Annotated in this window: 25 protein-coding genes; 20 read left to right on the top strand and 5 right to left on the bottom strand. The window is 68.8% G+C overall.

From position 1 onward, the window contains the following. Window positions 1-102 precede the first annotated feature (102 nt). From ACIOTO_RS05025 to ACIOTO_RS04985, 9 genes are all read left to right on the top strand, one after another. Window positions 103-1359: an ABC transporter substrate-binding protein gene (locus ACIOTO_RS05025; RefSeq protein WP_400856872.1), complete on the top strand. Its 1257-nt coding sequence runs from the start codon at window positions 103-105 to the stop codon at window positions 1357-1359. Next, the gene (locus ACIOTO_RS05020) at window positions 1359-2297 is read left to right on the top strand and encodes a carbohydrate ABC transporter permease (RefSeq protein ID WP_091032672.1); all 939 of its coding nucleotides are present in this window, start codon (window positions 1359-1361) and stop codon (window positions 2295-2297) included. The genes ACIOTO_RS05025 and ACIOTO_RS05020 overlap by 1 nt, the downstream gene beginning before the upstream one ends. Continuing rightward, window positions 2290-3141, top strand: a complete 852-nt coding sequence (locus ACIOTO_RS05015) for a carbohydrate ABC transporter permease (protein WP_091032668.1) — start codon at window positions 2290-2292, stop codon at window positions 3139-3141. Before ACIOTO_RS05020 ends, ACIOTO_RS05015 begins: the two co-directional genes overlap by 8 nt. 26 nt (window positions 3142-3167) lie before the next feature. Continuing rightward, on the top strand, window positions 3168-5366 hold the full coding sequence (locus ACIOTO_RS05010; protein ID WP_400856869.1) for a hypothetical protein: 2199 nt from the start codon (window positions 3168-3170) through the stop codon (window positions 5364-5366). Between the two features lie 80 nt (window positions 5367-5446). Then, on the top strand, window positions 5447-6373 hold the full coding sequence (locus ACIOTO_RS05005) for a hypothetical protein (protein WP_400856868.1): 927 nt from the start codon (window positions 5447-5449) through the stop codon (window positions 6371-6373). A 16-nt stretch (window positions 6374-6389) separates the two neighbouring features. Continuing rightward, entirely contained in the window at window positions 6390-7361 is a 972-nt protein-coding gene (locus tag ACIOTO_RS05000; RefSeq protein ID WP_400856867.1) for a nucleoside hydrolase, read from the top strand. Further along, a complete protein-coding gene (locus tag ACIOTO_RS04995; protein WP_400856866.1) occupies window positions 7352-8533 on the top strand; it encodes a Gfo/Idh/MocA family protein in 1182 nt (393 codons plus the stop codon). The genes ACIOTO_RS05000 and ACIOTO_RS04995 overlap by 10 nt, the downstream gene beginning before the upstream one ends. After that, window positions 8530-9450: a ribokinase gene (locus ACIOTO_RS04990; protein WP_400856865.1), complete on the top strand. Its 921-nt coding sequence runs from the start codon at window positions 8530-8532 to the stop codon at window positions 9448-9450. The genes ACIOTO_RS04995 and ACIOTO_RS04990 overlap by 4 nt, the downstream gene beginning before the upstream one ends. An 81-nt stretch (window positions 9451-9531) precedes the next feature. Beyond that, window positions 9532-9960 carry a DUF1761 domain-containing protein gene (locus ACIOTO_RS04985; RefSeq protein WP_029263063.1) on the top strand — a complete coding sequence of 143 codons (429 nt, stop codon included), beginning with the start codon at window positions 9532-9534 and terminating at the stop codon, window positions 9958-9960. A gap of 46 nt (window positions 9961-10006) precedes the next feature. On the opposite strand, the gene ACIOTO_RS04980 is transcribed toward ACIOTO_RS04985, so the two are convergent. After that, a complete protein-coding gene (locus ACIOTO_RS04980; protein WP_262002855.1) occupies window positions 10007-10903 on the bottom strand; it encodes an SDR family oxidoreductase in 897 nt (298 codons plus the stop codon). A 324-nt stretch (window positions 10904-11227) separates the two neighbouring features. Here ACIOTO_RS04980 and ACIOTO_RS04975 point away from each other — a divergent pair, with 324 nt between their 5' ends. Then, window positions 11228-12475 carry a hypothetical protein gene (locus ACIOTO_RS04975; protein WP_400858075.1) on the top strand — a complete coding sequence of 416 codons (1248 nt, stop codon included), beginning with the start codon at window positions 11228-11230 and terminating at the stop codon, window positions 12473-12475. A 64-nt stretch (window positions 12476-12539) separates the two neighbouring features. On the opposite strand, the gene purQ is transcribed toward ACIOTO_RS04975, so the two are convergent. From purQ to ACIOTO_RS04960, 3 genes are all read right to left on the bottom strand, one after another. Beyond that, a complete protein-coding gene (gene purQ / locus ACIOTO_RS04970; RefSeq protein ID WP_029263066.1) occupies window positions 12540-13247 on the bottom strand; it encodes a phosphoribosylformylglycinamidine synthase subunit PurQ in 708 nt (235 codons plus the stop codon). Beyond that, a complete protein-coding gene (gene purS, locus ACIOTO_RS04965) occupies window positions 13244-13492 on the bottom strand; it encodes a phosphoribosylformylglycinamidine synthase subunit PurS (RefSeq protein ID WP_017204254.1) in 249 nt (82 codons plus the stop codon). The genes purQ and purS overlap by 4 nt, the downstream gene beginning before the upstream one ends. 192 nt (window positions 13493-13684) lie before the next feature. Then, window positions 13685-14218: an adenine phosphoribosyltransferase gene (locus ACIOTO_RS04960; protein WP_029263067.1), complete on the bottom strand. Its 534-nt coding sequence runs from the start codon at window positions 14216-14218 to the stop codon at window positions 13685-13687. A gap of 160 nt (window positions 14219-14378) precedes the next feature. On the opposite strand from ACIOTO_RS04960, the gene ACIOTO_RS04955 reads away from it, so the two are divergent. The 8 genes from ACIOTO_RS04955 to ACIOTO_RS04920 all read left to right on the top strand — a co-directional run bounded on the left by ACIOTO_RS04955 (window position 14379) and on the right by ACIOTO_RS04920 (window position 23698). Further along, on the top strand, window positions 14379-15689 hold the full coding sequence (locus ACIOTO_RS04955) for an ABC transporter substrate-binding protein (protein ID WP_029263068.1): 1311 nt from the start codon (window positions 14379-14381) through the stop codon (window positions 15687-15689). A 121-nt stretch (window positions 15690-15810) separates the two neighbouring features. Beyond that, on the top strand, window positions 15811-16899 hold the full coding sequence (locus tag ACIOTO_RS04950; protein ID WP_400856864.1) for a carbohydrate ABC transporter permease: 1089 nt from the start codon (window positions 15811-15813) through the stop codon (window positions 16897-16899). Then, a complete protein-coding gene (locus tag ACIOTO_RS04945) occupies window positions 16896-17783 on the top strand; it encodes a carbohydrate ABC transporter permease (RefSeq protein ID WP_091032633.1) in 888 nt (295 codons plus the stop codon). Before ACIOTO_RS04950 ends, ACIOTO_RS04945 begins: the two co-directional genes overlap by 4 nt. Before the next feature lie 5 nt (window positions 17784-17788). Continuing rightward, window positions 17789-19219, top strand: coding sequence for a GH1 family beta-glucosidase (locus tag ACIOTO_RS04940; RefSeq protein ID WP_400856863.1), 1431 nt, complete (start codon window positions 17789-17791; stop codon window positions 19217-19219). A 115-nt stretch (window positions 19220-19334) separates the two neighbouring features. Then, window positions 19335-20330, top strand: a complete 996-nt coding sequence (locus ACIOTO_RS04935; protein ID WP_029263072.1) for a LacI family DNA-binding transcriptional regulator — start codon at window positions 19335-19337, stop codon at window positions 20328-20330. A 291-nt stretch (window positions 20331-20621) separates the two neighbouring features. Beyond that, complete coding sequence (locus tag ACIOTO_RS04930; protein ID WP_372468147.1) at window positions 20622-21293, top strand: TetR/AcrR family transcriptional regulator; 672 nt, start codon at window positions 20622-20624, stop codon at window positions 21291-21293. A 4-nt stretch (window positions 21294-21297) separates the two neighbouring features. Beyond that, window positions 21298-22065 (top strand): LamB/YcsF family protein, encoded by a 768-nt coding sequence (locus tag ACIOTO_RS04925; protein ID WP_400856862.1) that lies wholly within the window; start codon window positions 21298-21300, stop codon window positions 22063-22065. A gap of 22 nt (window positions 22066-22087) precedes the next feature. Then, complete coding sequence (locus tag ACIOTO_RS04920; RefSeq protein ID WP_400856861.1) at window positions 22088-23698, top strand: carboxyltransferase domain-containing protein; 1611 nt, start codon at window positions 22088-22090, stop codon at window positions 23696-23698. A 116-nt stretch (window positions 23699-23814) separates the two neighbouring features. On the opposite strand, the gene ACIOTO_RS04915 is transcribed toward ACIOTO_RS04920, so the two are convergent. Next, complete coding sequence (locus tag ACIOTO_RS04915; RefSeq protein WP_091032623.1) at window positions 23815-25143, bottom strand: uracil-xanthine permease family protein; 1329 nt, start codon at window positions 25141-25143, stop codon at window positions 23815-23817. Window positions 25144-25254: 111 nt separating this feature from the next. Here ACIOTO_RS04915 and ACIOTO_RS04910 point away from each other — a divergent pair, with 111 nt between their 5' ends. Continuing rightward, window positions 25255-25518, top strand: a complete 264-nt coding sequence (locus tag ACIOTO_RS04910; protein ID WP_105710732.1) for a type II toxin-antitoxin system VapB family antitoxin — start codon at window positions 25255-25257, stop codon at window positions 25516-25518. Beyond that, window positions 25515-25910, top strand: a complete 396-nt coding sequence (locus tag ACIOTO_RS04905) for a type II toxin-antitoxin system VapC family toxin (RefSeq protein ID WP_400856859.1) — start codon at window positions 25515-25517, stop codon at window positions 25908-25910. Before ACIOTO_RS04910 ends, ACIOTO_RS04905 begins: the two co-directional genes overlap by 4 nt. Window position 25911 lies beyond the last annotated feature (1 nt).

The raw sequence follows: 25911 nt of genomic DNA, 5'->3' as shown, positions 1-25911 counted from the left end.
GAAGTCGTGATCCAGGAGTGCCGAGGCCGTCACCGCTCGAGCACGATGCTCCACCCCCTCGCACCCGAGCAAAGGACCAAGCAGACAATGAATCGTCAGCGAATGACCGCGAGCGCCGTCGCCGCCGTCGCCGTTCTCTCCCTCAGCCTCACCGCATGCGCATCCGGCGCAGGACCCGCTGACGGCGGTGAGGCGAGCATCGACTACGTGATCTGGGATGCCAACGCCCTCGAGCCGTACAAGGACGTGATCGCCGCCTTCAATGAAGAGCACCCCGAGATCACGGTCAACATCCAGGCCCTCCCCTGGGACCAGTACTGGACCAAGCTGCAGACCCAGGCCTCGAGCAAGACGCTGCCAGACGTCTTCTGGATCAACGAGCCCAACGCCGGCCTGTACGCCACCAACGGCGCACTCGCCGCCGTCGACACCGCAAACGGGATCGACCCCGCGAACTTCCCTGACGCGTCGATCCAGAGTTACACCTTCGACGGCGAGCTGTACGCCGCTCCGACCGGCTACGCGACGATGGGCGTCTGGTACAACACCGCTCTCTTCGATCAGGCGGGCGTCGCATACCCGGCCGACGGGTGGACGCAGGAGGACTTCGTCGCCGCAGCGACGGCCATCAGCACCGCGCTCGGTTCCGAAGGCGTGTTCGGTGCTGCCGCCGCCCCGTGGACCGGTCAGGAGACCTCGTACAACACCATCTACCAGTCCGGAGGTGAAGTCATCTCCGAAGACGGCACCACCTCGGGCTACGACGACCCCGGCACGATCGCGGGCGTCAAGCTCTGGGTCGACCTCGCTCAGGCGGGAGTCTCCCCGTCCGTCGCGCAGATCACCGACACGCCCATCCCGCAGTACTTCACCTCGGGCAAGCTGGCCATGATGTGGTCCGGCCCGTGGAACGCGAATTCTCTGAAGGACAGCGAGATCGCCGATACTGTGGCGGTCGCTCCGCTGCCGACCGGAGAGTCCGACCTCGTCACCACGATCCAGGGCGGCGCCGACGCCGTGTCGGCCTACTCGGAGAACAAAGAGGCCGCGCAGACCTTCCAGGCCTTCCTCGCCTCGAAGGAGGCCCAGGAGCTCTACGGAGCCGCGGGCCTCGGCATCCCCGCCTTCAACGGCGTCGCCTCGAGCTTCACCGACGCCTTCCCGCAGTGGGACCTCTCGCTGTTCAGCGACCAGGCCGCGCACGCGGCTCCGTACCCCGTGTCGCTGAACACCGCGGCATGGAACACGCTCGAGAACGAGTACCTCACCAAGGCATGGAGCGGCGAGCTCACCGTCGAGGAGGCCTGCAAGCAACTGGCCGCCGCGATGAACGAGGTGCTCGCCGCCGAGAAGAAGTGATGACCACCACCACAGCGAGTCGCGGGCGGGTGGTGGCTCCGGCCGCCACCCGCCCCGTGCGGCGCTCGCAGAAGTACGACGGAGTCTGGCCGTGGATCTTCCTCGTGCCGATCCTCGTGCCCCTGGCCGTCTTCTTCATCTGGCCGCTGCTGCGCACGTTCTACTACAGCTTCACCACCTGGGGCTTCTTCGGAGACGTGAGCTGGGCGGGAATCGACAACTACGTCCGCCTGTTCAACGATCCGGACTTCGCGCTCGCGCTCGGCAACACCGCCATCTACACCGCGATCGTGATGCTCAACGTGCCGATCGCCGTGTACCTCGCAGCGCTCATCAACCGGCCGGGTCTGCGGTTCAAAGGTCTCTACCGCACGCTGTACTTCCTGCCGGTGGTCACGATGCCGGTCGCGGTCGCCATCGTCTGGCGGATGCTCTACAGCGGGGACTTCGGTCTGATCAACGCCTTCCTCGGACTCTTCGGAATCCAGGGGCCGTACTGGCTCTCGACGCCGGGGCTCTCCCTCGTCGCGGTCGCCATCGTCGGCATCTGGCTCTCGCTCGGCTTCAACATCATCGTGTTCAGCGCGGGCCTCTCCAGCATCCCGCCGGACCTGTATGAGGCGGCGTCGATCGACGGGGCGAGTCCCGCGCGGCAGTTCCGCAGCATCACGCTTCCGCTGCTCACCCCGACGATCTTCTTCATCAGCGTGCTGACCTTGATCGGCGGCTTCCAGGTCTTCGATCTGATCTTCGTGATGCTGGGCACCGGTCCCAACGCCGCCCGATCGCAGACCCTCGTGTACTTCTTCTACAACGAGGGCTTCCTGCAGAACGACAAGGGGTACGCGACCGCGATCGGCGTCGTGATCATCGTGATGATCGCGATCCTCACCGCCATCCAGTTCCGTCTTCAGAAGAAGTGGGTGCACTATGAGTGACCGTCTCGCGCAGAGCCGGCGGGGTCGGCGTTCCGGTCGGCAGCTCGGTGCACATGCCGTGCTCCTGATCGGCGGCGTGGTCATGGTCTCGCCGTTCATCTATCAGGTGCTGGCGACCTTCATGACGAACGGGCAGATCACCTCGGTGCCGCCCACGCTCTGGCCGACGCAGTGGAACCTCGACAACTACGTGGGTGTCTTCGCTCAGGTCCCCTTCCTCCGCCAGATGCTGAACACCGTCATCATCACCGTTCTGACCACGGTCGCGACGCTCATCCTCTGCGCGCTCGGGGGATACGCGTTCGCGCGGATGCGGTTCTTCGCCAAGGGTCCGCTGTTCGCGATCGTGCTCTCCATGCTGATGGTGCCGGGAACGCTTCTGCTCATTCCGCAGTACCAGACCGTGCAGAGCTTCGGCTGGCTCAACTCCTTCGCGGGCATCGTCGTCCCCGGATTGGTAAACGCCTTCGGGATCTTCATGATGCGGCAGTTCTTCCTCGGACTGCCCAAGGAGCTCGAAGAGGCGGCACGGCTCGACGGTGCGAACCCCGGCCAGGTGTTCTGGCAGGTCATGCTCCCGCTGGCGAAGCCGGGCCTGAGCGCGCTCGCGATCCTCACCGCCCTCGCATCCTGGTCCTCCCTGCTCTGGCCGCTCGTCATCGTGAACAGCCAGGACATGATGCCGCTCGCCGTCGGGCTCGCATCGTTCACGGGAGAGCACGGCTCCGAGTACCCGTCGATGCTCGCCGCGGCGCTCATGGCGATGCTGCCGATCATGATCCTGTTCCTCGTGATGCAGCGCCGCGTCATCGAGGGCATCGCCTTCTCCGGTCTCAAAGGCTGAGACCGACCTTCCGAAAGGACAGCTCGATGAAGAGACGTACGTTCCTCGGTGTCATGGCCGCACCCATGCTGATCGCCCTCGTGGACGGCACTTCCCGTCCGGCATCCGCCTTCGCGGGCACCGGGGCCGCGTCGGTGCATCCGCTCACGACGACGGCGGGGCGGTCGACGTTCCGGGTGGGGACCCATCGCGGCGCTCCCTGCCTCTTCGTCGACGACGCCCCGCGCTTCCCGATGTATCTGTTCGAGCAGGAGGTGTCCGTCGCCGACGGGCAGACCTTCAGCGACGCCGGCGTGGAGTTCTACTCCTTCATCGAGAAGGAGAGCTTCCTCGACCTCGGCTGGACCGGCGCCGGTACGCAGAACTTCACAGTGATCGACCGCGTGATGCAGACGTTCGAGGATCATGTGCCGAGCGGCTATGCCATGCCGCGGGTGCACCTGTGGGCGCCTGACTGGTGGCTCGACGCCCACCCCGACGACCTGGTCGACTATGCGATCGACCCCGGAACGGCCGACATCCCCCGCGACGCCTCCTTCGCCTCTGCGACCTGGCGCACGGAGGCGGGTGCCAAGCTCCGCACGATGGTGCGGCACATCCTGGACGGACCGCAAGGCGACCGGACCATGGGCATCACGCTCGCCGGCGGACTCTACGGCGAGTGGCTCTGCTACAACGCGGAGTACCTGCCCGACACGAGCGAGGCCATGCGCACCGCCTGGATAGGGCATCTCAAGACGAAGTACGCGAACAGCGTCGCGCAGCTCCGTGCCGCGTGGGGTGACCCGGCCGTCACCTTTGACACCGTGGTGATCCCGGGCACAGGGGAGCGGCGGGAGACGGCGAACGGGCTGTTCCGCGATCCTGCCGCGTCGCGCCGCGTGCTGGACTACTACGAGAGTCATCACCGTGTCGTCGTGGAGGCTATCGATCACTTCGCCTCGATCGTCAAGGACGAGAGCGACGGCACGCTTCTCACGTCCGTCCTCTACGGCTACACCCCGGACCAGGGGTACATGCCGCAGGAGCAGCACCACCGCGCCGTGGCCGCACTGCACCGGCTCGACTCCGTCGATCTGGTCACCTCGCCGCACTCCTACTATCGGCGTGCTCCCGGTGACGACGGCGCCTACCGCACCTATACCGAGAGCCTCGCGCTGCATGGCAAGCTCTTCATCGACGAGGCAGACGACCGCACGCACCTCGCGACGAGCCCCATCCTGTTCATCTACGCGACCACCATGGCCGAATCCCTCGGCATCATCCGTCGGGCTTTCGGTCAGGCTGTGACCCACGCTACGGGCATGTGGTACATGGATCACACCTCGGGACTCTGGTACGCCGATCCTGCATTCGGTGCGGAGTTCGCGAAGCTCAAGCACTGGGGCGACTACTCGATGAACGTCTCGCGCGCCCGGTCCTCGGAGGTCGCCGTGATCAGCGTGCCGACCGCCGAGCTCGTGCTCGGCGGCGAGACCGACACGACGGCCAAGCTCTACGAAGGGCCGTCTCTCGGCAGCCGCCAGGGCATCGGCGAGCTGAGCCGCGCGGGAGCGCCCTTCGACCGCTTCACGATCGACGACCTGGTCGACGGGCTGGTCCCCACGCACTACAAGGTCTACGTGTTCCCCGACGCCTTCCGCCTGAACGCCGCCCAGCGGGCAGCGATCACCGCGCTCAAGTCCGGTGGCCGCACGCTCGTCTGGGGCTGGGCACCCGGGTACGCGGGAGACTCCGGCCTCTCGAAGGCCGACGTCGAGGCGCTCACCGGGTTCAGCCTCACGCAGGTCAACGCTCCTGCGGCGTCACCACCCGACCCGAGCACACCGCTGGACAGCGAGGACTTCGAGTCCGGCAGCTTCGCGGGCACGGGGTACTCGGCCGGGGCGGGCGGTGCGACAGGGACGATCATCGCGACGGCGGGCGAGGTGATCGGCGGGACGCGATCAGTCAAAGGCAGCGCACCGGCCAGCACCGACTGGCACGAGTACCTCTACACGAAGGCCGCGTCGATCCCGCTCGAAGCCAACGCGACCTATCGGGTGAAGTTCCGTGGCCGCACGATCACTGCCCCGGGTGCCGGCGCATACTTCTATTTCGTCGCCCGCACCGGCACCGGCGGCGTGCCGCAGGATGTCGGTTCAATCAGTGGAGCGATGCTCCCGGATCGGTCTACACGAAGGAGTTCGAGTTCACGCTCAAGAACTACAGCGACTACTACCTGATCTGGGGCATCCACGACGGGGGCGCGATCACCGTCGACGACATCACGATCACGAAGGTCAAGAACGCGGGGCTTCCCCCGATGAGCTACCACCTGGACTCGGCCGCGTTCCCCGGCGTCACGGAGACCTTCGGAGGCGAGATCGCCCTCGAACCGCTGTTCCTCCCGAGCGGGAGCGGATTCACCACGCTCGCCCGCTCGGCCGAGAGCACACCGCGGCCCGTGATTGCGAGGAAGACGCTGACCGGGTGGACCTCGGTGCTCGCCAGCACTCCGCCGATCCCGTCTCCGGTGCTGCGCAAGCTATACAGCGACGCGGGGGTGCACGTGTATACCGGAGGCGACGACAACCTCGAGGCCAACGCCGCCTGGATCAGCCTGCATGCGAAGACCGCGGGGACGAAGACCGTCACTCTCCCGACCCCGGGCCCGCTCTACGACACGGGGAGCGAAACGCTCCTCGGTCTCTCCACGACCACGGCAACCTTCACGATGGCGAAGGGTGACACGGTGCTCCTCACCCGGAGCAACCCGCTGGTCACCGGTGGAGTCGTCTTCGGCTTCGAGACGGGGTCCTTCGCCACCAGCCACTTCACGGGAGGGTTCGGCGGATCGTACGGCACCATCACCAGTGCCCCGTCGCAGGTCATCTCGGGGAGCCGCTCCGCCTACGGGGCGGCACCTGCGACGACCGACTGGTACGAGTTCCTCTATTCGAACCCCGCGACGATCGCGCTCAGCGCTGACACCTCGTACACCGTGGAGTTCGTCACCAAGACCGGCACGCTCCCCGGAAGCGGCGGTCACTTCTACTTCCTCGCGCGATCGCAGGCGGCAGGAGCGCCGAGCGACCGGGGCGTGACGAGCTGGACCGATCCGGTCGCGACCGTGCAGAAGAGATCCGTCACCTTCACGACCGGCAACCACACCGACTACCGCCTCATCTGGGGCCTGCACAACGGAGGGGCGCTCTCTGTCGATGACATCCTCATCTCACGCAATGACTGACCGCGGGCATCGTCCGATGCCGATCCTTATCGAGACCGATCTCTGCGACGACGTGGACGATGCCGGGGCGATCGCGGTCGCGCACGCCCTCGCCGACCGCGGGCTCGTCGAGATCCTCGGCATCGGGATCAACACCTCCGGTCACTGGAGCCACAGCGCCGCCCGCGTGCTCAACGACTACTACGGCAGGGCCGAGATCCCCGTCGGGATCCGGCATCCGATCACCGACGGGATCGGGCCGGAGGACTACGCGCGGGCGATCAGCAGGATGCATCCGCATGCCGCGACACCGGACGTGATGCCGGACGCGGTCGCGGTGCTCAGGGAAGCCCTCGCCGGAGCCGATGACGGCACGGTCACGGTCGTCTCGATCGGCTACTTCGGAAACCTGGTCGCGCTGCTGGACACCCCCGCCGATGCTCTCAGTGCTCTGAGCGGGCGGGAGCTCGTGGCCACGAAGGTCGCGCGTGCCGTCGTGATGGGCGGTGTCTTCGGTACGCGCGCCCGGCCCCATCTCGGTGCGGAGCCGCTCGCGGAGACCAACTTCGCGCACGAACCGGGACACACCGCACGGTTCCTCGCGGAATGGCCGAGCCCGGTGGACTTCGTGGGATGGGAGACCGCGGCCGACGTCATCACCGGTCGCACGCTCTCGGCCACCCAGGGCGACGACAGCCCGGTGGCGATCGCGTACTCCCTGCACAGCGGCAAGGGGAACGGACGCCCGAGCTGGGACCTGCTCGCGGTGATGCTCGCCGCCGGTGAGCTCGACGGACGCGTCGCCTGGAGCGGACCCGGCACCGTGTCGCTCGACGAAGCGGCGGGCACCCTGTGGGCCCCCTCCGCGAGCGGACGCCACCGGTACGCGGTCACCGTCGTCGGTCCGGAGGAACTGTCCGGACTCATCGACGACCACTTGGGACGCCCGCCCCTCGCGGGTGCCTGGGGTGCCATCCGACAGGAAACGGAGCTCGACGCATGGCGCTGAGGATTGCGGTCGCGGGCGCAGGATCCCGCGCGGAATTGGCCACCTTCCTTCCTCGGTTCGGAGCGGAGATCGTGGCGGTCGCCGACCCTGCCGCGCGAGGCCGGGAACGCGCGGGCTCGCTGTTCGGACCCGACGTCCTGGTCGTCGAAGACCATCGTGCACTCATCGACCTCGACCTCGATGCCGTCTTCGTGCTGACTCCCGACCATACGCACGCCGAGGTCGCCGTCGATCTTCTCCAGGCCGGCATCGCCGTGTACCTCGAGAAGCCGATCGCGACGCGGCTCGACGATGCCGATCGCATCCTCGAGACCGCCTTCCGCACACGCACCCGCCTCGCCGTCGGTCACAACATGCGGCACATGCCGATGGTGCGTCTGTTGAAGCGGCTGATCGACGAGGGGACGATCGGTGAGGTGAAAACCATCTGGTGCCGTCATTTCGTCGGCCACGGCGGTGACTTCTACTTCAAGGACTGGCACGCCGAGCGGGCGAAGACGACCGGGCTGCTGCTGCAGAAGGGCGCGCACGACATCGACGTGATCCACTGGCTGGCGGGAGCCCCGAGCCGTGACGTGGTCGCGATGGGCGACCTCATGGTCTACGGCGACGTCGAGGATCGGCGCGACAACTCCGACCGGATGATGGGCACCCTCGCGAGCCTCGACAACTGGCCGCCGCTCGCGCAGACCGAGCTCAACCCGGTGATCGACATCGAGGACGTGTCGATCATGACGATGCGTCTCGGCAACGGGGTGCTCGCCAGCTACGAGCAGTGCGCGTTCTCGCCCGACTACTGGCGCAACTACACGGTGATCGGCACGGGGGGACGCCTGGAGAACCTCGGCGACTCCGACGGCGGCGTGGTGCGGTTGTGGAACAGGCGATCCGAATACAACGGCGCCGGAGACAGGGACTACGAGATCCCTCTCGGCGAGGGCACCCACGGTGGGGCGGATGTCGCGATCGTCGAGGAGTTCCTGGGGTTCCTCCGTGGAGAGCGCCAGCTCGAGACGTCTCCCTCCGAGGCCAGGGACAGCGTCGCCGCCGGCATCGCGGCGACCGCGTCGTTGCGCGCGGGGGCGATGCCGCAGCGGGTTCCGGAGCTCGATCCGCAGGTGAAGGCGTACTTCGACGGCGGACAGGTGAGCGCACGCGAGGCGCGTCGATGAGCACGGGATCGGTGGTCGTGCTCGGAGCGGCGAACGTCGACCTGGTGCTCCGCGTCGATGCCATCCCGGTCCCGGGCGAGACGGTCAGCGCGCGTGGCTCGGAGGTGCACGCCGGGGGGAAGGGGTTGAACCAGGCGGTCGCGGCGGCGCGCTCCGGGGCGCGGACGAGACTCCTCGCGGCGGTCGGGGACGACGAGCACGGGCGGTTCCTCCGCGCCGAGGCCGAGGAGGCGGGTGTCGACGCCCGCGGAGTGCGCGTCGTCGCGGAGCGGACGGGCAGCGCGTACGTCGTCGTCGACTCTCGGGGTGAGAACAGCATCGTGATCGACGGCGGGGCGAACTCGACGCTTCGTGGCGTGAGCGAGCTCGAACGTCACGCGATCGCCGGGGCGGACGTCGTGGCGCTGCAGCGGGAGTGCCCGGCCGGATCCGCGTTCGACGCGGCCGAGGCGGCGCGGGCTGCCGGCCGCACCGTGATCCTCAATGCGGCTCCCGCTCAGGGTCTGCCCGAGAAGCTGCTGGCGCTTGTCGACGTGCTCATCGTCAACGAAGGCGAGGCCGCGACGATCCTCCGCGATCTCGGCCAGGCCGCTGCGGGCGGGAGCATCGAAGGTCAGGTCCGCGCCCTCGCGGAGCGGGTGCCGGCGGTCGTGGTGACGAGGGGAGCCGCTGGGCTCATGCTCGGCCGGGGCGACGAGGTCATCGCCGTGCCCGCGCATCGGGTCGAGGTCGTCGACACGACGGGGGCCGGCGACACGTTCTGCGGCGCGCTCGCGGCCGAGGTCACCCGCGGCAGCGCCCTGGAAGAGGCCTGCCGATACGCGTCGGCCGCGGCGGCGCTCTCCGTCGGGCGACGGGGAGCGGTCGCCTCGATCCCGACGCGGTCGCAGGTGGAGGAGCTGCTCGCACAGTCGTGACGCGGGAAGTCGAGTCGACCTCCTCCCCGCGCTGCCGCACCGCAGGAGTAGCCTGACGGCATCCGATGTGTGGAGGCTGTCATGGTTCCCGAGATCAACTACTGGGCGGTGCTGCTGGCCACCGCGTCGAGCATGATCGTCGGCTCGATCTGGTACGCCCCGAAGGTGTTCGGCACCCGCTGGTCGAAGCTGGCGAACGTCGACATGGACCGTCCGGCGGCCACGGCGATGTGGCCCATCATCACCACGGTCATCGTCAGCTTCATCACGGCATGGGTGCTCGCCGGGGCATCCGCCATCGCCTGGCATTTCTACGGCGGCGCGTTCTTCTGGGGCACCATCGTCACGGCGGTCACGCTGTGGGCGGGCTTCACCGCCGCACGTTTCATCACCCACGATGCGTTCGAGGGTCGCTCGACGAGGCTGACCACGCTGAACATCGCGCACGAGCTGGTCACGGTCGTGGTGATGGCCGTGATCATCGGCGTCTGGCCGCCGGCACTCGGCTAGGTCGTGCGGGGGCGTCGGCGGGGAGCCCGTCGACGACCCCGCGCGGTCACGGCGTCGGCATGCCGCCGTTGACGTTCAGCGTCTCGCCGGCGACATAGCTCGACTCCGCCGACGCCAGGAACACGTATGCCGGGGCGAGCTCGGCGGGCTGTCCCATCCGGCCGAGCGGGGTGTCCTCGCCGAAGCTGTCCAGCTTCTCCTGCGGCTGACCGTCGCTCGGCTGCAGCGGCGTCCAGATCGGGCCGGGCGCCACCGCGTTCACACGGATGCCCTTCGGGGCGAGCTGCTCGGCAAGCCCCTTCGTGAACGCGTTGATGGTCGCCTTGGTCGAGGCGTAGTCGACGAGGATGCCGGAGGGCGAGTACGCCTGGATCGACGTGGTGTTGATGATCGTCGAACCGGCGGGGAGGTGCGGCAGCGCCGCCTTCGTGATCCAGAACATCGCGTACACGTTGGTCTTGAACGTGTCGTCGAACTGCTCGTCCGTGATGTCGATCAGCGACTCCTGGTAGACCTGCTTCCCGCCGTTGTTGACGAGGATGTCGAGCCCGCCCAGGGCGGCCACCGCATCGGCGACGAGTGTCCGGCAGTACTCGGGGTCGCGGAGGTCGCCCGGCAGAGCGGCGACCTTCACCCCGGCCTCGCGGAGGATCCCGGCGATGCGGCTCGCATCCTCCTCCTCTTCGGGCAGGTACGAGATCGCGACGTCGGCGCCCTCTCGGGCGAACGCGATCGCTGTGGCCGCGCCGATACCGGAGTCGCCGCCGGTGATCAGCGCCTTGCGGCCGGTGAGCCGTCCGGTGCCGCGGTAGCTCTCCTCGCCGAGGTCGGCCTTCGGGGCCAGGTCGGCGTCGAGGCCGGGCTCCGGCATGTGCTGCTTCTCAGGTTCGATGTCCGCGTAGAGCTCGGCAGGGTTGGTGAAGGTGTACTGGTCGCGGGGCATGATGCGTCCTTTCGACAGCGGCTGATCGTCTCCGCCCCCCGTGCTCTGCGTGTGAGACGCGGGCACGGGTCCCGGCGGCGAGTGGACTCCCAGCGTGCGGCCGACCTCCCCCTCGGGGCAAAAGCCTTGCGTACCTCGGCCCCGGTTGCTATGCGGACGCCGTCGCGAGGCGTCTCCGCCGGACGGAGAACTAGACCTTCGCCACTTCTGCGGGGATGTTCGATGTGCGAATGTTCCTATCGTGGCCGTCCGGCCGCCCACGGACCGCGAGCGGACCGTGTTCCTGCCAGAGGGGTTCCGATGCCCGGTTCGTCGCGTCGAAGGATGCCGTCGGTGGTCACCGCCGCGCTCGTCGCCGCGGTTCTCGCGGCCGCCGTGCCCGCCGTCTCGGGGGCCTTCGCCGCTGCCGACGGCTCCACGTCGGGGGACGGCGCGCCCGACCCTTCGCGCTCGGTCGCCCTGGCCTACGAGTTCCTCGACGCGCGCGTGGATCAGTTCTGCGACGGCGCAGGCCGGTGCCTGCCGCGCAGCTATGAGGGCGGGTTCTTCACCACGCCGAGCTGGGACTTCACGCCGTCGTTCGTCTATGACGACGCCTTGGTGATCATGGCGTACACCGCCCGAGGCCTGCCGGACGACATCCGCCGAGCGCGGACGATCGGCGACGCCCTCCTCTTCGTGCAGCAGAACGACCCGATCGGTGACGGGCGCACCCGCGCATCGTACGAGCCGCACGGCATCCGGCAGGGGCGAGTGGAGATCACCGGTCCAGGAAGCTTCACCGGCAACCAGGCCTGGGTCGGGATGGCGTTCGCGCGGCTCGCGCACACGACCGGGGACCCGCGGTATCTCGAGGGGGCGCTGCGTGTCGGTCAATGGCTTCAGGACAACACGGCCGACATGGCCCGGGCACCGTACGGCTACACCGGCGGGCAGCTCGAGGACGGCACGTCACTCACCTGGAAGTCGACGGAGCACAACAGCGACGTGGCCGGGTTCTTCACCCAACTGGCGCAGCTCACCGGCGATGCGGTGTGGGCGGATCGGGCGGCCGTCGCGGCGGGATTCGTCGCGGCGATGCAGAGCGCCGACGGCCACGTGAACACCGGTACCGGCCTCGACGGCTCGACGATCAACACCCGGCCCATCCCTCTCGACGCGCAGACCTGGAGTTCGCTCGCCACCGGCGACCCGCGTTACGGGTCAGCACTGGATTGGACCCTGGAGAACCTGATCGCCACCGACGGCCCCTACACCGGACCGTCGATCAGCGAGGTCGACGTGTCGAAGGCGTGGTTCGAGGGCAGCGGGCACCTGGCGCTGGCCCTCCGGCTGCGCGACGGTTCGGAGGATGCCGCGACAGCGGAGACGCTGCTGGACAGCATCCGTCTGGCGCAACGCGACGCCCCGAACGGCGACGGCAAGGGGATCGTCGCGACCTCGAACGACGGCCTCGATTCGGGCTTCGGCGACCTCTACTACGCGAGCCTGCACACCGGCGCGACCGCGTGGTACCTGCTCGCGTCGGCGGAGGACAACCCGTTCGTGCTGCCGGTCGACCCGGCCTCTTGAGGACGAGCCGCCCCCGTGCGTGCAGACGCAAGGGGCTGGTTCGAACCGAAGGGGGTGGGTCGGCTTACGCGGCGACGCGGGCGACGGCGGCGATGGCGCTGGTGAAGAAGTCGAGTCCGTCGACTCCGCTGCGCATGGCGGCTGCGGTGTCGGGGCCGAAGCCGGCTTCGGTGGCGTGCTCGGGGTGCGGCATGAGGCCGACCACGTTGCCCGCTTCGTTCGTGACACCGGCGATGTCGCGCAGCGACCCGTTCGGGTTCACGCCGGCGTAGCGGAACGCCACGAGACCTTCGCCCTCGATGCGGTCGAGGGTCTGCTCGTCGGCGATGTAGCCGCCGTCGGCGTTCTTGAGCGGGATGACGATCTCCTGGCCGCTGCGGAACGCGTTCGTCCAGGCGGTGTCGGAGTTCTCGACCGTGAGTCGCTGGTCGCGGCGCACGAAGTGCTGGTGGTTGTTGCGGATCAGTCCGCCGGGCAGCAGGTGCGCCTCGACGAGCATCTGGAAGCCGTTGCAGATGCCGAGCACGGGCATGCCCTTGGCGGCGGCATCCTTCACCTCGGACATGATCGGCGAGAGCGCGGCGATCGCGCCGGCGCGCAGGTAGTCGCCGTAGCTGAAGCCGCCCGGGAGGACGAGTGCGTCGACGCCCTCGAGGTCGTGCGAGCCGTGCCACAGAGCGACGGGCTCGGCGCCGGCGATGCGGACGGCGCGCTGCGCGTCGCGGTCGTCGAGCGAGCCGGGGAAGGTGATGACCCCGATGCGGATGGTCACTCCGCGACCTCGATGCCGACGACGTCTTCGATCACGGAGTTGGAGAGCACCTCGTCGGCGATCCGACGGGCCTCGGCGAGGACCTCGTCGGTGACCTCGCCCTCGACGGTGAGCTCGAAGCGCTTGCCGATGCGGACGTCGGTGAAGCCCTCGACGCCGAGACGGGCGAAGGCGCCGGAGACGGCCTTACCCTGCGGGTCGAGCAGTTCGGGCTTGGGCATGACGTCGACGACGATGGTGGGCATGACGGCTCCAAGAGTCGCGGGCGGAGGGGCGCACCCAGTCTACCGTCCCCGCCCCGCCTCCTCCCGCCCCCGCTCCTTCTGCCGAGTGCACGGCTTGTTGCCGAGTGCACGGCTTGTTCACGCCACTAAGCCGTGCGCTCGACGAGAAGCCGTGCACTCGGCGAGGGGGCGATGGGGGTGCGGGCGAGCTGCCTACGCGGAGTGGAAGACGGTGTGCAGGTCGCCGACGGCCTCGCGACCGCCGAGGCCGTCGATCTCGAACAGCACCGAGATGCCGACGACGTGGCTGCCGAGACGCTCGACGAGTTCGCGTCCGGCGGCGAGCGTGCCGCCCGTGGCGAGCACATCGTCGATGAGCAGCACCCGGGAACCGGCGGGCAGGTCGTCGTGCATCTCGATCGTGGCGGTGCCGTACTCGAGGGCGTAGTCGACGGATGCCGCGGGGCGGGGCAGCTTGCCGGCCTTGCGGATCGGGATGAGGCCGACGCCCGCGGCGATCGCGGCGGCGCTGGCGAGGATGAAGCCGCGCGCCTCGATGCCGGCGATCACGTCGAACTGGCCGGCGAAGGGCTCGATGATCGCCTCGGTCGTGACCCGCAGCGCCTCGGCATCGGCGAGGAGCGGCGTGATGTCGCGGAAGATGATGCCCGGCTGCGGGTAGTCCGGCACGTTGCGGATCAGGGTTTCGGCGCGGACGAGGGCAGGAGACAGGGCGGCTTCGGGCACCGAGCAAGGGTACCTCTCCCGATGGAGCGGGCGTCACAGTTGGGCACGGCTTGACACCGTGGGAGCGCTCCCATAGAGTGACTGCTCAGTCCGTGGGAGCGCTCCCACGGCGTCCCGAAAGCAGCAAGACCGCACGACCCCCACCACAAAGGAGTGAACCGTGAACACACGTGCCCGCCACCGGATCCTCGCGATTGCCGCCGTGGCATCCGTCTCCGCCCTCGCCCTCGCCGGCTGTGCCGGCAACGCCGACGGCGCCCCCGAAGGCAGCGCCGACGAGGATGTCACGCTGACGGTCACCACCTTCGGCACCTTCGGCTACGACGACCTCTACAAGGAGTACGAGAAGGCGCACCCGAACGTGAAGATCGAGGCGACCAACATCGACACCGGCGGCAACGCCCGCACCGATGCCTTCACCAAGATCGCCGCCGGCTCCGGCCTCAGCGACGTCGTCGCGATCGAAGAGGGCTGGCTCGGCGCCATCATGGACGTCTCCGACACGTTCGTCGACCTCCGCGACTACGGCATCGAAGACCGCAAGGCCGACTGGGTCGACTGGAAGTACGGTCAGGCGACGGATGCCGAAGGCCGCGTCATCGGCTATGGCACCGACATCGGCCCGAGCGGCATCTGCTACAACGGTGCCGCGTTCGAGGCTGCCGGCCTGCCGAGCGACCGCGAGTCCGTCGCCGAGTTGCTCAACGGCGACTGGGAGAACTACTTCAAGGTCGGCGCCGACTACACGGCCAAGACCGGCAAGGCCTGGTACGACCACTCCGGCTTCGTCTGGAACGCCATGGTCAACCAGCTCGATGAGGGCTACTACACGACCGACGGCAAGCTGAACGTCGAGGACAACGCCGAACTCAAGGAGCGTTTCGAGCTGCTGGGTGCGGCCACCGAGGGCGGCCAGTCGGCGGCACAGACGGCCTGGGACTGGAACGGCGGCAAGTCGTTCGTCGACGGCACCTTCGCGACCTTCGTGTGCCCGGGCTGGATGCTCGGTGTCGTGCAGGGTCAGGTCGAGGCCGGCGGCGGCGACGCCTCCACCGGCTGGGACTTCGCCGACGTGTTCCCCGGCGGTGCGGCCAACTGGGGTGGCGCCTTCCTGTCGATCCCGGAGTCCTCGCAGCACAAGGAGGCGGCCGCTGAGCTCGCCGACTGGCTGACGCAGCCCGAGCAGCAGGTGAAGCAGTCCGCCGCCGCAGGTAACTTCCCCTCGACGATCAAGGCGCAGGAGACCCTCGCCGCCGACGCGACGCCGAACGAGTTCTTCAACGATGCTCCGACCGGCGCCATCCTCGCGGAGCGCGCCAAGGGAGTCGTCGCCCAGTTCAAGGGCGCCGATGACTCGGTGATCCAGGAGAACGTGTTCGGCCCGGCCCTCAGCAGCCTCGACCGCGGTGAGACCGACACGCAGGGTTCCTGGGACCAGGCGATCAAGCTCCTGAACGAGCTCGTCGACTGATACCCAGCGGACGTTTCGTCTCGCTCGGCTCCGCCGTGCTCGCTCAACGACCAGTCTTCATCCGGTCGTTGAGCGAGCGCAGCGAGACGAAACGTCTCCCTGCACCTCAAAAGGACACCCCATGACTCTCACCGCCCCGCCTGCGGAGCAGCAGCGCACGGCATCCGGTTCGGCGCCGGCCGCCCCGCCGAAGCGCCCCTGGCGCCACCGCGTCTCGCGGTTCGACCAGAACGCCTCCCCGTACTTCTACATCTCGCCGTTCTTCCTGCTGTTCGGGCTGGTCGGCCTGTTCCCGCTGCTCTACACCGTGTGGGTGGCCGTGCACGAGTGGGACCTGCTCAAGGGCGAGGGCGACTTCGTCGGCGTGGGCAACTTCGTCGAGATCCTCGGCGACGCCATGTTCTGGAACTCGATCGGCAACACCCTGAGCATCTTCCTGCTCTCCGCGATCCCGCAGCTCTCCGTCGCGCTCGTGATCGCCTACCTCCTCGACCGCGGACTCCGCGCCCCGACGTTCTGGCGGATGAGCGTGCTGATCCCGTTCGTCGTCACCCCGGTCGCGGTCGCCATCATCTTCTCGAGCATCTTCAACGAAGCCGACGGCCTGGCCAACAACCTGCTCAACCTCATCGGCATCGCCGACCAGGAGTGGAAGCACAACACCGCCCTGTCGCACATCGCGATCGCCGTCATGGTGAACTTCCGCTGGACCGGGTACAACGCCCTGATCCTCCTCGCCGCGATGCAGGCGGTGCCGCGCGACCTGTACGAGTCGGCCGCCCTCGACGGTGCAGGGGCCGCCCGCCGCTTCTTCTCGATCACGATCCCCACGATCCGTCCGACCCTGATCTTCGTGATCATCACCGCGACGATCGGCGGACTGCAGATCTTCGCCGAGCCCCGCCTGTTCGATGTCTCGACCGCGGGCGGCATCGGCGGCAGTGACCGGCAGTTCCAGACCACGGTGCTCTTCCTCTGGGAGCTGGCGTTCTTCCGCCGCGACCTCGGTGAGGCCTCCGCCGTCGCCATCCTGCTGTTCCTGCTGATCGTCGGCATCGGAGTGATCAACTTCCTCATCTCCCGGCGCATCTCCACCGGCGACGGTCCGAAGAACCGCGCGGCCCGACGCCGAGCCCGTACTGCCGCGGCCGCCGCCACGGCTGCCGCGTCCACGACGATCGCCACCACCACCGAGGAGAACGCGCGATGACCGCCACCCAGGCGCTGAGCGTCCCCGAGAAGATCCGCCGGCGTCGTGCCGTCGGGGGCAACGCCGGCATCGGCAGCCGCCCCGGATTCCTGACCTACGGGCTCCTCGCCGCGTTCATCATCGGCAGCGTCTACCCGCTGTGGTGGTCGGTCGTGGTCGCCAGTGGCACGAACGCCACCCGCGGCGAGACCCTGCCGCTGATCCCCGGCGGGAACTTCCTGGCGAACGCCGCCAAGGTCTTCGATGCGATCCCGTTCTGGCTCGCGCTGGGCAACTCGTTCCTGATCTCGGGCATCATCACGATCTCGGTCGTCACGTTCTCCACCCTCGCCGGCTACGCCTTCGCGAAGCTGAAGTTCAAGGGCCGCGACGGGATGATGATCTTCGTGATCGCCACGATGGCGATCCCGACGCAGCTGGGGATCATCCCGCTGTTCATGCTCATGCGGGAGCTCGGGTGGACCGGCTCGATCGGCGCGGTCATCGTCCCGACCCTCGTCACCGCGTTCGGCGTCTTCTTCATGCGGCAGTACCTCGTGGACGTCATCCCGGACGAGCTGATCGAAGCCGCCCGCATGGACGGTGCGAACCAGTTCCGCACGTTCCTGACCGTCGGGCTCCCCGCGGCCCGACCGGCCATGGCGATCCTCGGACTCTTCACCTTCATGACGGCGTGGACCGACTACCTGTGGCCGCTGATCGTGCTCTCCCCGCAGAACCCGACCCTGCAGACGGCGCTCAGCCAGCTGCAGTCGGGCTACTACATCGACTATTCGATCGTGCTCGCCGGTGCGGTGCTCGCGACCCTTCCGCTGCTCGTGCTCTTCGTGGTCGCGGGTCGGCAGCTGGTCAGTGGCATCATGGCGGGCGCGGTGAAAGGATGACCCCTATGACCCGCTCCTTCCCCGAGAACTTCCTCTTCGGCGCTGCGACCGCGGCGTACCAGATCGAAGGGGCGGCGTTCGAGGATGGACGCACGGCGTCGATCTGGGACGCGTTCGCCCGCGTGCCCGGCGCCGTGATCGGCGGCGACAACGGCGACGTGGCCTGCGACCACTATCACCGCTACCGCGACGACGTCGCCCTCATGACCGAGCTCGGGCTGCAGACCTACCGCTTCTCGACGTCGTGGTCACGGGTGCGGCCGGACGGCGGTGCCGTGAACCCGGCGGGCGTCGACTTCTACGAGCGCCTGGTCGATGAGCTGCTCACCGCCGACATCCTGCCCTGGCTGACGCTGTACCACTGGGACATGCCGCAGGCGCTGCAGGATGCCGGTGGCTGGACGAACCGCGACACGGTCGACCGGTTCCTCGAGTACGCCGGCACCATGCACGACGCGCTCGGCGATCGGGTGAACGTGTGGACGACGCTCAACGAGCCCTGGTGCTCGTCCTTCCTCTCCTACACCGGAGGGGAGCACGCTCCGGGGCACACCAGCGTCGCCGAGGGGCTGCTCGCCTCGCATCACCTGCTGCTCGCGCACGGCAAGACCGTGCAGGAGCTGCGCGGACGCGACGCCTCGCTCAACCTCGGCATCACCCTGAACCACACGGTCGCCGATCCCGCCGATCCGCAGAACCCCGCGGACGTCGATGCCGCCCGCCGCGTGGACGGGCAGTTCAACCGCTGGTTCCTCGACCCGATCTACCGCGGCAGCTATCCGGCCGACATCGTCGAGGACATCCGCGCGGTGGATGCCGACGCCGTCGCGCAGTTCGAGGCCGCGGTCCACGACGGCGACCTCGACACCATCTCCCAGCCCATCGACACGCAGGGTGTGAACTACTACCACGGCGACTTCCTGTCGGGCACGGCTCCGGCTCAGGCGCCGGTCTCCGGAGGGCCCGCCACCGAGCGCGCCGGCCGCAGCCCCTACCCGTCGAGGGACGGCATCCACTCGGTCGAGCGCGGGCTGCCGCGCACGGCGCAGAACTGGGAGGTGCAGCCCGAGGGCCTCACCCGGGTGCTGCAGCGGGTCTGGAGTGAATACGCCGAGCCCGCGGGCACCGTGCTGTACATGACCGAGAACGGCGCCGCCTACGACGACGTCGTGGTGGTCGAAGACGGCGAGACGCGCGTGCACGACGCCGACCGGACGGAGTTCCTGCGCCTGCACCTGGGTGCGGTGCTCGATGCCGCGGAGTCGGGTGTCGACGTGCGGGGCTACTTCTACTGGTCGATGTTCGACAACTACGAATGGGCCTGGGGTTACGACAAGCGCTTCGGCATCGTGCGCGTCGACTACGACACCCAGGAGCGGAGCCTCAAGGACTCCGGCCGGGAGTACGCGCGCATCATCGCGGCCCGCTCGCTCTAGCCGCAGGGCGTTCGAATCGGGTGAATGGTCCCATCCGGGGCCCGGATGGGACCGTGTGCGCGATTCGAAGCGCGAACGTCGGTGAGAATAGGGCGATGGAAGAGTGCGTACGTTGATGTCGCCACGAGCGACCATCGAAGAGGTGGCCGCGGCAGCCGGTGTCTCCCGGTCGACCGTGTCGCGGGTCGTGAACGGGTCGACGGCGGTGAGCCCGGAGGCGCTCGCCGCGGTGCGCGCCGCGATCGACGAGCTGAACTACGTGCCCAACCGCGCGGCGCGCTCCCTCGCCTCGCGGCAGACGCACGCGATCGCCCTGATCGTGCCGGAAGACACGAACCGCTTCTTCGGCGACCCGTTCTTCGCCGCGATCGTCGCCGGCATCACGGGTGCCCTCGGCGGATCCGACTACCTGCTCAACCTGCTCATCGCGAGTGACGACCCGGGCGACAAGATGACCGGCTTCGTGCGCAACGGGGGCGTCGACGGCGCACTGATCGTCTCGCATCACACCAGCGATGCGTTCATCGACCGGGTCGCGGACGCCGTGCCTGTCGTGTACGGCGGTCGGCCCGTGCGCCGGCTCGAGGGCGACTACGTCGTCGACGTCGACAACGTCGCGGGTGCCCGCACCGCGACCCGTCGACTGATCGACATCGGACGCACGCGGATCGCGACGATCTCGGGCCCGCTGACCATGGTCTCCTCCGGCGACCGCATCCAGGGTTTCCGGGCCGCCCTCGCCGAGGCCGGGCTGACGCCGTTCGCCGAGGAGCAGGGCGACTACAGCGAGGCCAGCGGAGCCGATGCCGCACGGCGCATCCTCGAAACAGGTCGACCGGACGCGATCTTCGTCGCCAGCGATCTGATGGCGCGCGGCGCGCTGACGGTGCTGCGCGCCGCCGGTGTGCGCGTCCCCGAGGACATCGCCCTGGTCGGCTTCGACGACTCGTCCGTGGCGATCACGACCGATCCGCAGCTCACGACGATGCGTCAGCCGATGTACGCGCAGGGCGAGACCATGGCCCGCGTGCTGCTGTCCCGTCTCGCCGGGCAGGATCCGCCGCAGACGACGATCCTGCCGACCGAGCTCGTGGTCCGCGCCTCGGCCTGAGGTCGGTCTTCGGTCATCCGGTGAGACACGGGCGCGCCCCTGACGCCCCCTCCTGGCCAGGGACGCACCCGTGCGTTTGTGTTGCACGACGTCGTGATCGGCGGCGAATCGCCCCCCGAAGGATGGATGCCGCGGCGTGGCGCCTCGGATCTCCGAAGTCGTGCTCGGCTGAGCGAGCCAGCCGAAGATCGAATCCATTCATAGGTTGAACGGACATTCAGTGATTAATCTATACGGCAGGGGGAGCATTCGGGAAAATCAGGCCGGCTGAACTCAGGAGGTGGATGCCGCGTGGCACGCTCCGACGAGCAGAACCGGCTGGCCCGAGAACGCGCCAGGGAGGCCATCCTGGAGGCCGCCATCGAGGTCTTCAGCGAACGAGGTGTCGCGGGCGCGAGCATCGCCGCGATCACGACGCGGGCGGGGGTCGCCCAGGGCCTCGTGAACTACCACTTCGGCGGCAAGGAGCAGCTCGTCGCCGCCGTCATCGACCGATGGTTCGAGACGGTGCTCGGCTTCGCCCGCGTGGAGGGCACCCCGGACGAGATGCTCGCCGCCGTGATCGACGGAGCCCTCACGGCCACCGCCTACGCGATCCCTCTGCAGCGAGCGGTGCTGGCGATGCAGCAGCAGCCGGCCACGCATCGACTGTTCGCTGAGTCCGAGGCTCGGCATGAAGTGCGCGCAACCGCCGCGGAGGATGCCGTGCGACAGCTGTTCCGCGCGCGCGGCGCCGAGGATCCCGCACTCGAAGAGGTCATGCTCCGCAGCACCCTCGAGGGTGTCTTCGTGAAGTTCGCCGTGTTCGGCGACACCTACCCGCTCGAGGAGGCCCGGCGCTGGGTGCACCGCCGCTACGGGCTGCCCGAGCCGACGACGCCCATCGCTCCGCCGGTTCCGCTCCGCGACGGCGAACCACGCCCGCGTGCGACGGCGGCTCTGCGGGCGGAACCGCAGGGGTGATCGCATGACGTCGATCGACCTGAACTCGGACCTCGGCGAGAACGTCGCCGACCGGATCGTCAGCGATGACGCGAGCATGCTCCGCCTCGTCACGAGCGCGAACGTGTCGTGCGGGTTCCATGCCGGCAGCCCGGAGGGCATCCGACAGACGCTCGCCGCCGCCGTGGAGGGCGGCGTCGTGATCGGGGCGCATCCCGGCTATCGCGACTACGAGAACTTCGGTCGTACCCGCCTCGACCTCGACTCGGCCACGCTCCAGGCGCACGTCGAGTACCAGCTCGGAGCTCTCATGGGGCTCGCCGCCGCGGTGGGCGGGACGGTCTCCTACGTCAAGCCGCATGGCGCGCTCTACAACGCCATCGCCCGCGACGAGAGGCAGTCGAAGGACGTGGTGGCGGCGATCCGCGCGATCGACCCGAGCCTGGTGCTGCTGGGACTCTCCGGGGGTGTGGTGCTCGACGTCGCCGAGCGGGCCGGGCTCGCCGTCGCCGCCGAGGCCTTCGCCGATCGGGCCTATCAGCCCGACGGGCAGCTCGTGTCGCGCACCGAGGCGGGTGCCGTGCTGCACGACCCGGCCGCGGTGGCGGAGCGGATGGTTCGCCTCGCTGCCGACGGTGTGATCCGGGCGATCGACGGCACGGACGTGCCCGTGGTGGCGCAGTCGATCTGCGTGCACGGCGACAGCCCCGGCTCAGTGGCGATGGCAGCCGAGACCAAGCGGATGCTGCAGGGCGCGGGCATCACGATCGCACCGTTCGCGGGCTCCCGATGAGGCGACCGGCGCAGGTCGGCTGATGCGCATCCTCACGGCATCCGATCGCGCTCTGCTCGTCGAGGCGGCCGACCTCGACGAGGCGATGCGCCTGAACCTCGCGTGGGAAGGGCTGCCCGGCGTCGTCGAGCGCGTCCCCGGTGCGCGCACGGTGCTCGTGCGCTTCGACCCGCTGCGCGTCTCGGCCACCGAGCTCGCGCACACGCTGGCGGCGACGGAGGTCGACGCCGCGCGCCCGCCCATCAACGGGGAGGTCACGATCCCCGTGCAGTACGACGGTGAAGACCTCGACGAGGCGGCATCCGGGCTCGGCGTCTCGGCGGAGGAGCTCGTGAACCGCCACCTCGCCGCGGACTGGCGGGTCGCGTTCTCGGGGTTCGCTCCCGGATTCGGATACGTGGTGAGCAGCGATCCGCTCTTCGACGTGCCGCGCCGCTCGTCTCCGCGTACACGCGTGCCCGCCGGCTCGGTCGCACTCGCCGGACCGTTCACCGGCGTCTACCCGCGCGAGAGCCCCGGTGGTTGGCAGCTGATCGGACGCACGGATGCCGTGATGTGGGACATCGACCGCGATCCGCCGGCCCTCCTCGCTCCCGGGACCGCGGTGCGCTTCGAGCGGGTGCGGGCGGATGCGCGGCTGGGCGCGGCTCAAGTGAGCCGAAACGGAGACCATCCTTCGCACCCACGGCGCGCCGCGCGGCAACTCGCGGATGCGGATGCGGATGGTCCGGGTTTCGGCACGGCATCCGCGGTCGAGGTCGTCCGGCCCTCGCTGCAGCTGCTGGTGCAGGATGCCGGGCGCCCTGGGTTCGCGGCACTCGGGGTCTCGGCATCCGGAGCCGCCGACCGGCGCGCGATGCGGGATGCGAACCGCGCCGTGGGGAACACCGTCGCGGCCGCGGTGCTCGAGAGTGTCGGGGGAGCGGTGCTCCGGTTCCACGGGGCGGGTGTCGCGGCGGTCACGGGGGCGATCGGCACCCTCACCCTGACCGGAGCTGAGGGCTTCGCCCGCCCGATTCTCCACGGCGAGCCCTTCGCCACGTTCGACGGCGACGAGCTGACACTCGGCCATCCGGAAAGCGGTCTGCGGTGCGTCATCGGGGTCCGCGGCGGAGTCGATGTGTCGCCTGCACTGGGCAGTCGTGCGTCCGACACCCTCGCGGGACTCGGTCCGGAGCCGCTCGCGGCCGGGGCCGTCCTCCCGATCGGCGAGGCCGCTCCGCACGCGGTCGAGCCCGGCGCCGTGCCGCGCGATCTCCCGGCCGCCGGCGATGTCGTCGAGCTCGAGATCACGCTCGGTCCGCGCGACGACTGGTTCACGGCGGATGCCCTCGAGGTGCTCACGGCCCAGGAGTGGACGGTCACACCGCGCTCCGACCGGGTCGGCATCCGTCTTCAGGGCGATGCCCCGCTGGAGCGTTCTGTCGACGGCGAGCTGCCCAGCGAGGGAGCGGTCACCGGTGCGATCCAGGTGCCACCCGACGGGCAGCCGGTGCTCTTCCTCCCCGACCACCCGCTGACCGGCGGGTACCCGATCATCGGCGCCCTCACCGACCGCAGCCTCGACCTCGCAGGTCAACTGCCGCCGGGCGTGCGCCTTCGATTCGCCGTGCAGGTGCGCTCCGACAGCTGAGTTCCGCCGCCGATCGGTTCACAACTCAGGAAGAACCGAGTGAATCCGACGAGAACCGCCCTCACGGGTGAGTCTCGGCGGGCTTCTCCTGAGTTGTGAACGCGAAGACCAACCCGCTAGGCGGGGTCGCCGCCGAGCGGGCCGACCGCCTCGAGAGGCTTCGGGTCGTCGGCGCCGGTCTTGCGCAGACGGGCGATCAGGTTGCCCAGGTGGTAGATGAGGATCGCCGCGACCGTGGCGATGACGATGCCGCCGAGCTCGAAGCCGGACGCCTCATCCTTGATCATGAACCCGCCGACGGCCATGATCAGGGCCACGGCTGCCGTGTACTGGTTCACCGGGCGCGAGAAGTCGACGCGGTTGTCGACCCAGATCTTGATGCCGATGACGCCGATGAGGCCGTACAGCGCCGTGGTCACGCCGCCGAGCACGCCGGCCGGCACCGAGTTGATGACCTCGCCGAACTTGGGCGAGAGGCTGAGCAGGATCGCGGCGATACCGGCGACCCAGTAGGCGGCGGTGGAGTACACGCGGGTGGAGGCCATCACGCCGATGTTCTCGCCGTAGGTCGTGGTGCCCGAACCGCCGAAGAAGCCGGCGAGGGTGGTCGAGACGCCGTCGGCGATCAGGGCCTTGCCGGTCTGCTGGTTCACGCTCGCGTCGCCCGTCATGGTCGCGACGCCGCGCACGTGTCCGACGTTCTCGGCGATCAGCACGAGCACGACCGGGAGGAACATGGCGAGGGCGGTGAGGGTGCCGGGCTCGGTGAAGTTCGGGAAGGTGAAGGTGGGGAGGCCGACCCAATCGGCCTTCTCCACGGCCGAGAAGTCGAGCTCGCCACGGAACGCCGCGAAGATGTAGCCCGCGATGACGCCGAGGAAGATCGAGATGCGTCCGAGGAATCCGCGGAACACGACGGCGAACAGGATCGTGATGGCGAGCGTGAACGTCGCGGTCACTGGTGCATCGGCGTAGTTGTCGTGCGCGGCGCCGGCGAGGTTGAACCCGATGAGGGCGACGATCGTCCCGGCGAGCACCGGCGGCAGGAAGCGGTCGACCCACTTGACGCCGACCGTGTGCACCACGACGCCGATGATCGCGAGCAGCACTCCGACGGCGACGATGCCGGCCAGGGCGGTGCCCATGTTCGCCGAGGCGGTGGCTGCCGTGACCGGCGCGATGAACGCGAACGACGAACCGAGATAGCTGGGCAGCTTGTTGCGCGTGACCAGCAGGAACAGGATGGTGCCGACACCGCTGAACAGCAGGGTCGTGGCGACCGGGAAGCCGGTGATGATCGGCACCAGGAACGTCGCGCCGAACATCGCGACGACGTGCTGGAGTCCGATCGCGATCGTGGCGGGCCAGTTCAGGCGCTCGTCGGGACGGACGACGGCGCCGGGCTCGACCGTGCGGCCGTTTCCGTGCAGCTTCCACAGGGCCATGCGGGCTCCTCAAGGTTCGGGGGATGGCAGGAGTGCCGGAGCAACACTACCGATTCCTGAGTTTTTCCTGAACGCTTCTACCAAGGTAGACGCAAAGGTAGAATGGTAGACATGAGCCTCAACATCAAGAACGAGACCACGCATGAGCTCGTTCGACGGCTCGCGGCGTTGACCGGTCAGAGTCAGACGAGTGCCGTCGAGGATGCGGTGCGGCGACGTCTCGCCGAGTTGGAGCAGCAGCAGTCGGCCGACGAAGAGGAGCGTCGTCGCCGTATCCGTGCGGTGATCCGCCGGGCGCAGCAGCTTCCCTCCACCGGGCGCACGACAGAGGAGATCATGGACGAGCTCTACGACGAGACGGGGATGCCGCGATGATCGTCGACTCCTCGGCGTTGGTCGCGGTGCTGATGGCTGAGCCGGAAGCCGAAGAGATGAGCGACCTGTTGGAGTCGCGGCCCTTCGCCTTGTCCGCGGCCACGCTCGCGGAGTGCACGATCGTCCTCCGCAGCAAGGGCGGCGAAGCGAAGGCGCTTGCGCTCGACGAGCTTCTGGAGGTGACGCGATCAGAGGTCGTTCCCGTCGATGAGGTGCAGGCGCGCCTGGCGAGCAGGGCATACGCCCGCTACGGCCGAGGGTCAGGGAGCCGCGCTCGCCTGAACTACGGCGACTGCTTCTCCTATGCGCTCGCGACCACCCGCGACGAGCCGCTGCTGTTCAAGGGAGACGACTTCGTCCACACCGACGTGCGGCTCGTCGAACCGGCCTGAC

Source organism: Microbacterium sp. NPDC087592, from assembly GCF_044743585.1.
GTDB lineage: Bacteria > Actinomycetota > Actinomycetes > Actinomycetales > Microbacteriaceae > Microbacterium.
This window is presented reverse-complemented; position numbering and strand designations above follow the sequence as displayed.

Excerpts from the sequence above, each read along its gene's own strand:
- ACIOTO_RS04940 (WP_400856863.1), top strand. The coding sequence starts at position 17,789 with ATGACCCGCTCCTTCCCCGAGAACTTCCTCTTCGGCGCTGCGACCGCG.
- ACIOTO_RS04950 (WP_400856864.1), top strand. The coding sequence starts at position 15,811 with ATGACTCTCACCGCCCCGCCTGCGGAGCAGCAGCGCACGGCATCCGGT.
- ACIOTO_RS04910 (WP_105710732.1), top strand. The coding sequence starts at position 25,255 with ATGAGCCTCAACATCAAGAACGAGACCACGCATGAGCTCGTTCGACGG.
- ACIOTO_RS04945 (WP_091032633.1), top strand. The coding sequence starts at position 16,896 with ATGACCGCCACCCAGGCGCTGAGCGTCCCCGAGAAGATCCGCCGGCGT.
- ACIOTO_RS04935 (WP_029263072.1), top strand. The coding sequence starts at position 19,335 with ATGTCGCCACGAGCGACCATCGAAGAGGTGGCCGCGGCAGCCGGTGTC.
- ACIOTO_RS04905 (WP_400856859.1), top strand. The coding sequence starts at position 25,515 with ATGATCGTCGACTCCTCGGCGTTGGTCGCGGTGCTGATGGCTGAGCCG.
- ACIOTO_RS05025 (WP_400856872.1), top strand. The coding sequence starts at position 103 with ATGACCGCGAGCGCCGTCGCCGCCGTCGCCGTTCTCTCCCTCAGCCTC.
- ACIOTO_RS05020 (WP_091032672.1), top strand. The coding sequence starts at position 1,359 with ATGACCACCACCACAGCGAGTCGCGGGCGGGTGGTGGCTCCGGCCGCC.
- ACIOTO_RS04985 (WP_029263063.1), top strand. The coding sequence starts at position 9,532 with ATGGTTCCCGAGATCAACTACTGGGCGGTGCTGCTGGCCACCGCGTCG.
- ACIOTO_RS05000 (WP_400856867.1), top strand. The coding sequence starts at position 6,390 with ATGCCGATCCTTATCGAGACCGATCTCTGCGACGACGTGGACGATGCC.
- ACIOTO_RS04995 (WP_400856866.1), top strand. The coding sequence starts at position 7,352 with ATGGCGCTGAGGATTGCGGTCGCGGGCGCAGGATCCCGCGCGGAATTG.
- ACIOTO_RS05010 (WP_400856869.1), top strand. The coding sequence starts at position 3,168 with ATGAAGAGACGTACGTTCCTCGGTGTCATGGCCGCACCCATGCTGATC.
- ACIOTO_RS05005 (WP_400856868.1), top strand. The coding sequence starts at position 5,447 with ATGAGCTACCACCTGGACTCGGCCGCGTTCCCCGGCGTCACGGAGACC.
- ACIOTO_RS04920 (WP_400856861.1), top strand. The coding sequence starts at position 22,088 with ATGCGCATCCTCACGGCATCCGATCGCGCTCTGCTCGTCGAGGCGGCC.
- ACIOTO_RS04975 (WP_400858075.1), top strand. The coding sequence starts at position 11,228 with ATGCCGTCGGTGGTCACCGCCGCGCTCGTCGCCGCGGTTCTCGCGGCC.
- ACIOTO_RS04915 (WP_091032623.1), bottom strand. The coding sequence starts at position 25,143 with ATGGCCCTGTGGAAGCTGCACGGAAACGGCCGCACGGTCGAGCCCGGC.
- ACIOTO_RS04925 (WP_400856862.1), top strand. The coding sequence starts at position 21,298 with ATGACGTCGATCGACCTGAACTCGGACCTCGGCGAGAACGTCGCCGAC.
- purS (WP_017204254.1), bottom strand. The coding sequence starts at position 13,492 with ATGCCCACCATCGTCGTCGACGTCATGCCCAAGCCCGAACTGCTCGAC.
- ACIOTO_RS05015 (WP_091032668.1), top strand. The coding sequence starts at position 2,290 with ATGAGTGACCGTCTCGCGCAGAGCCGGCGGGGTCGGCGTTCCGGTCGG.
- ACIOTO_RS04980 (WP_262002855.1), bottom strand. The coding sequence starts at position 10,903 with ATGCCCCGCGACCAGTACACCTTCACCAACCCTGCCGAGCTCTACGCG.
- ACIOTO_RS04990 (WP_400856865.1), top strand. The coding sequence starts at position 8,530 with ATGAGCACGGGATCGGTGGTCGTGCTCGGAGCGGCGAACGTCGACCTG.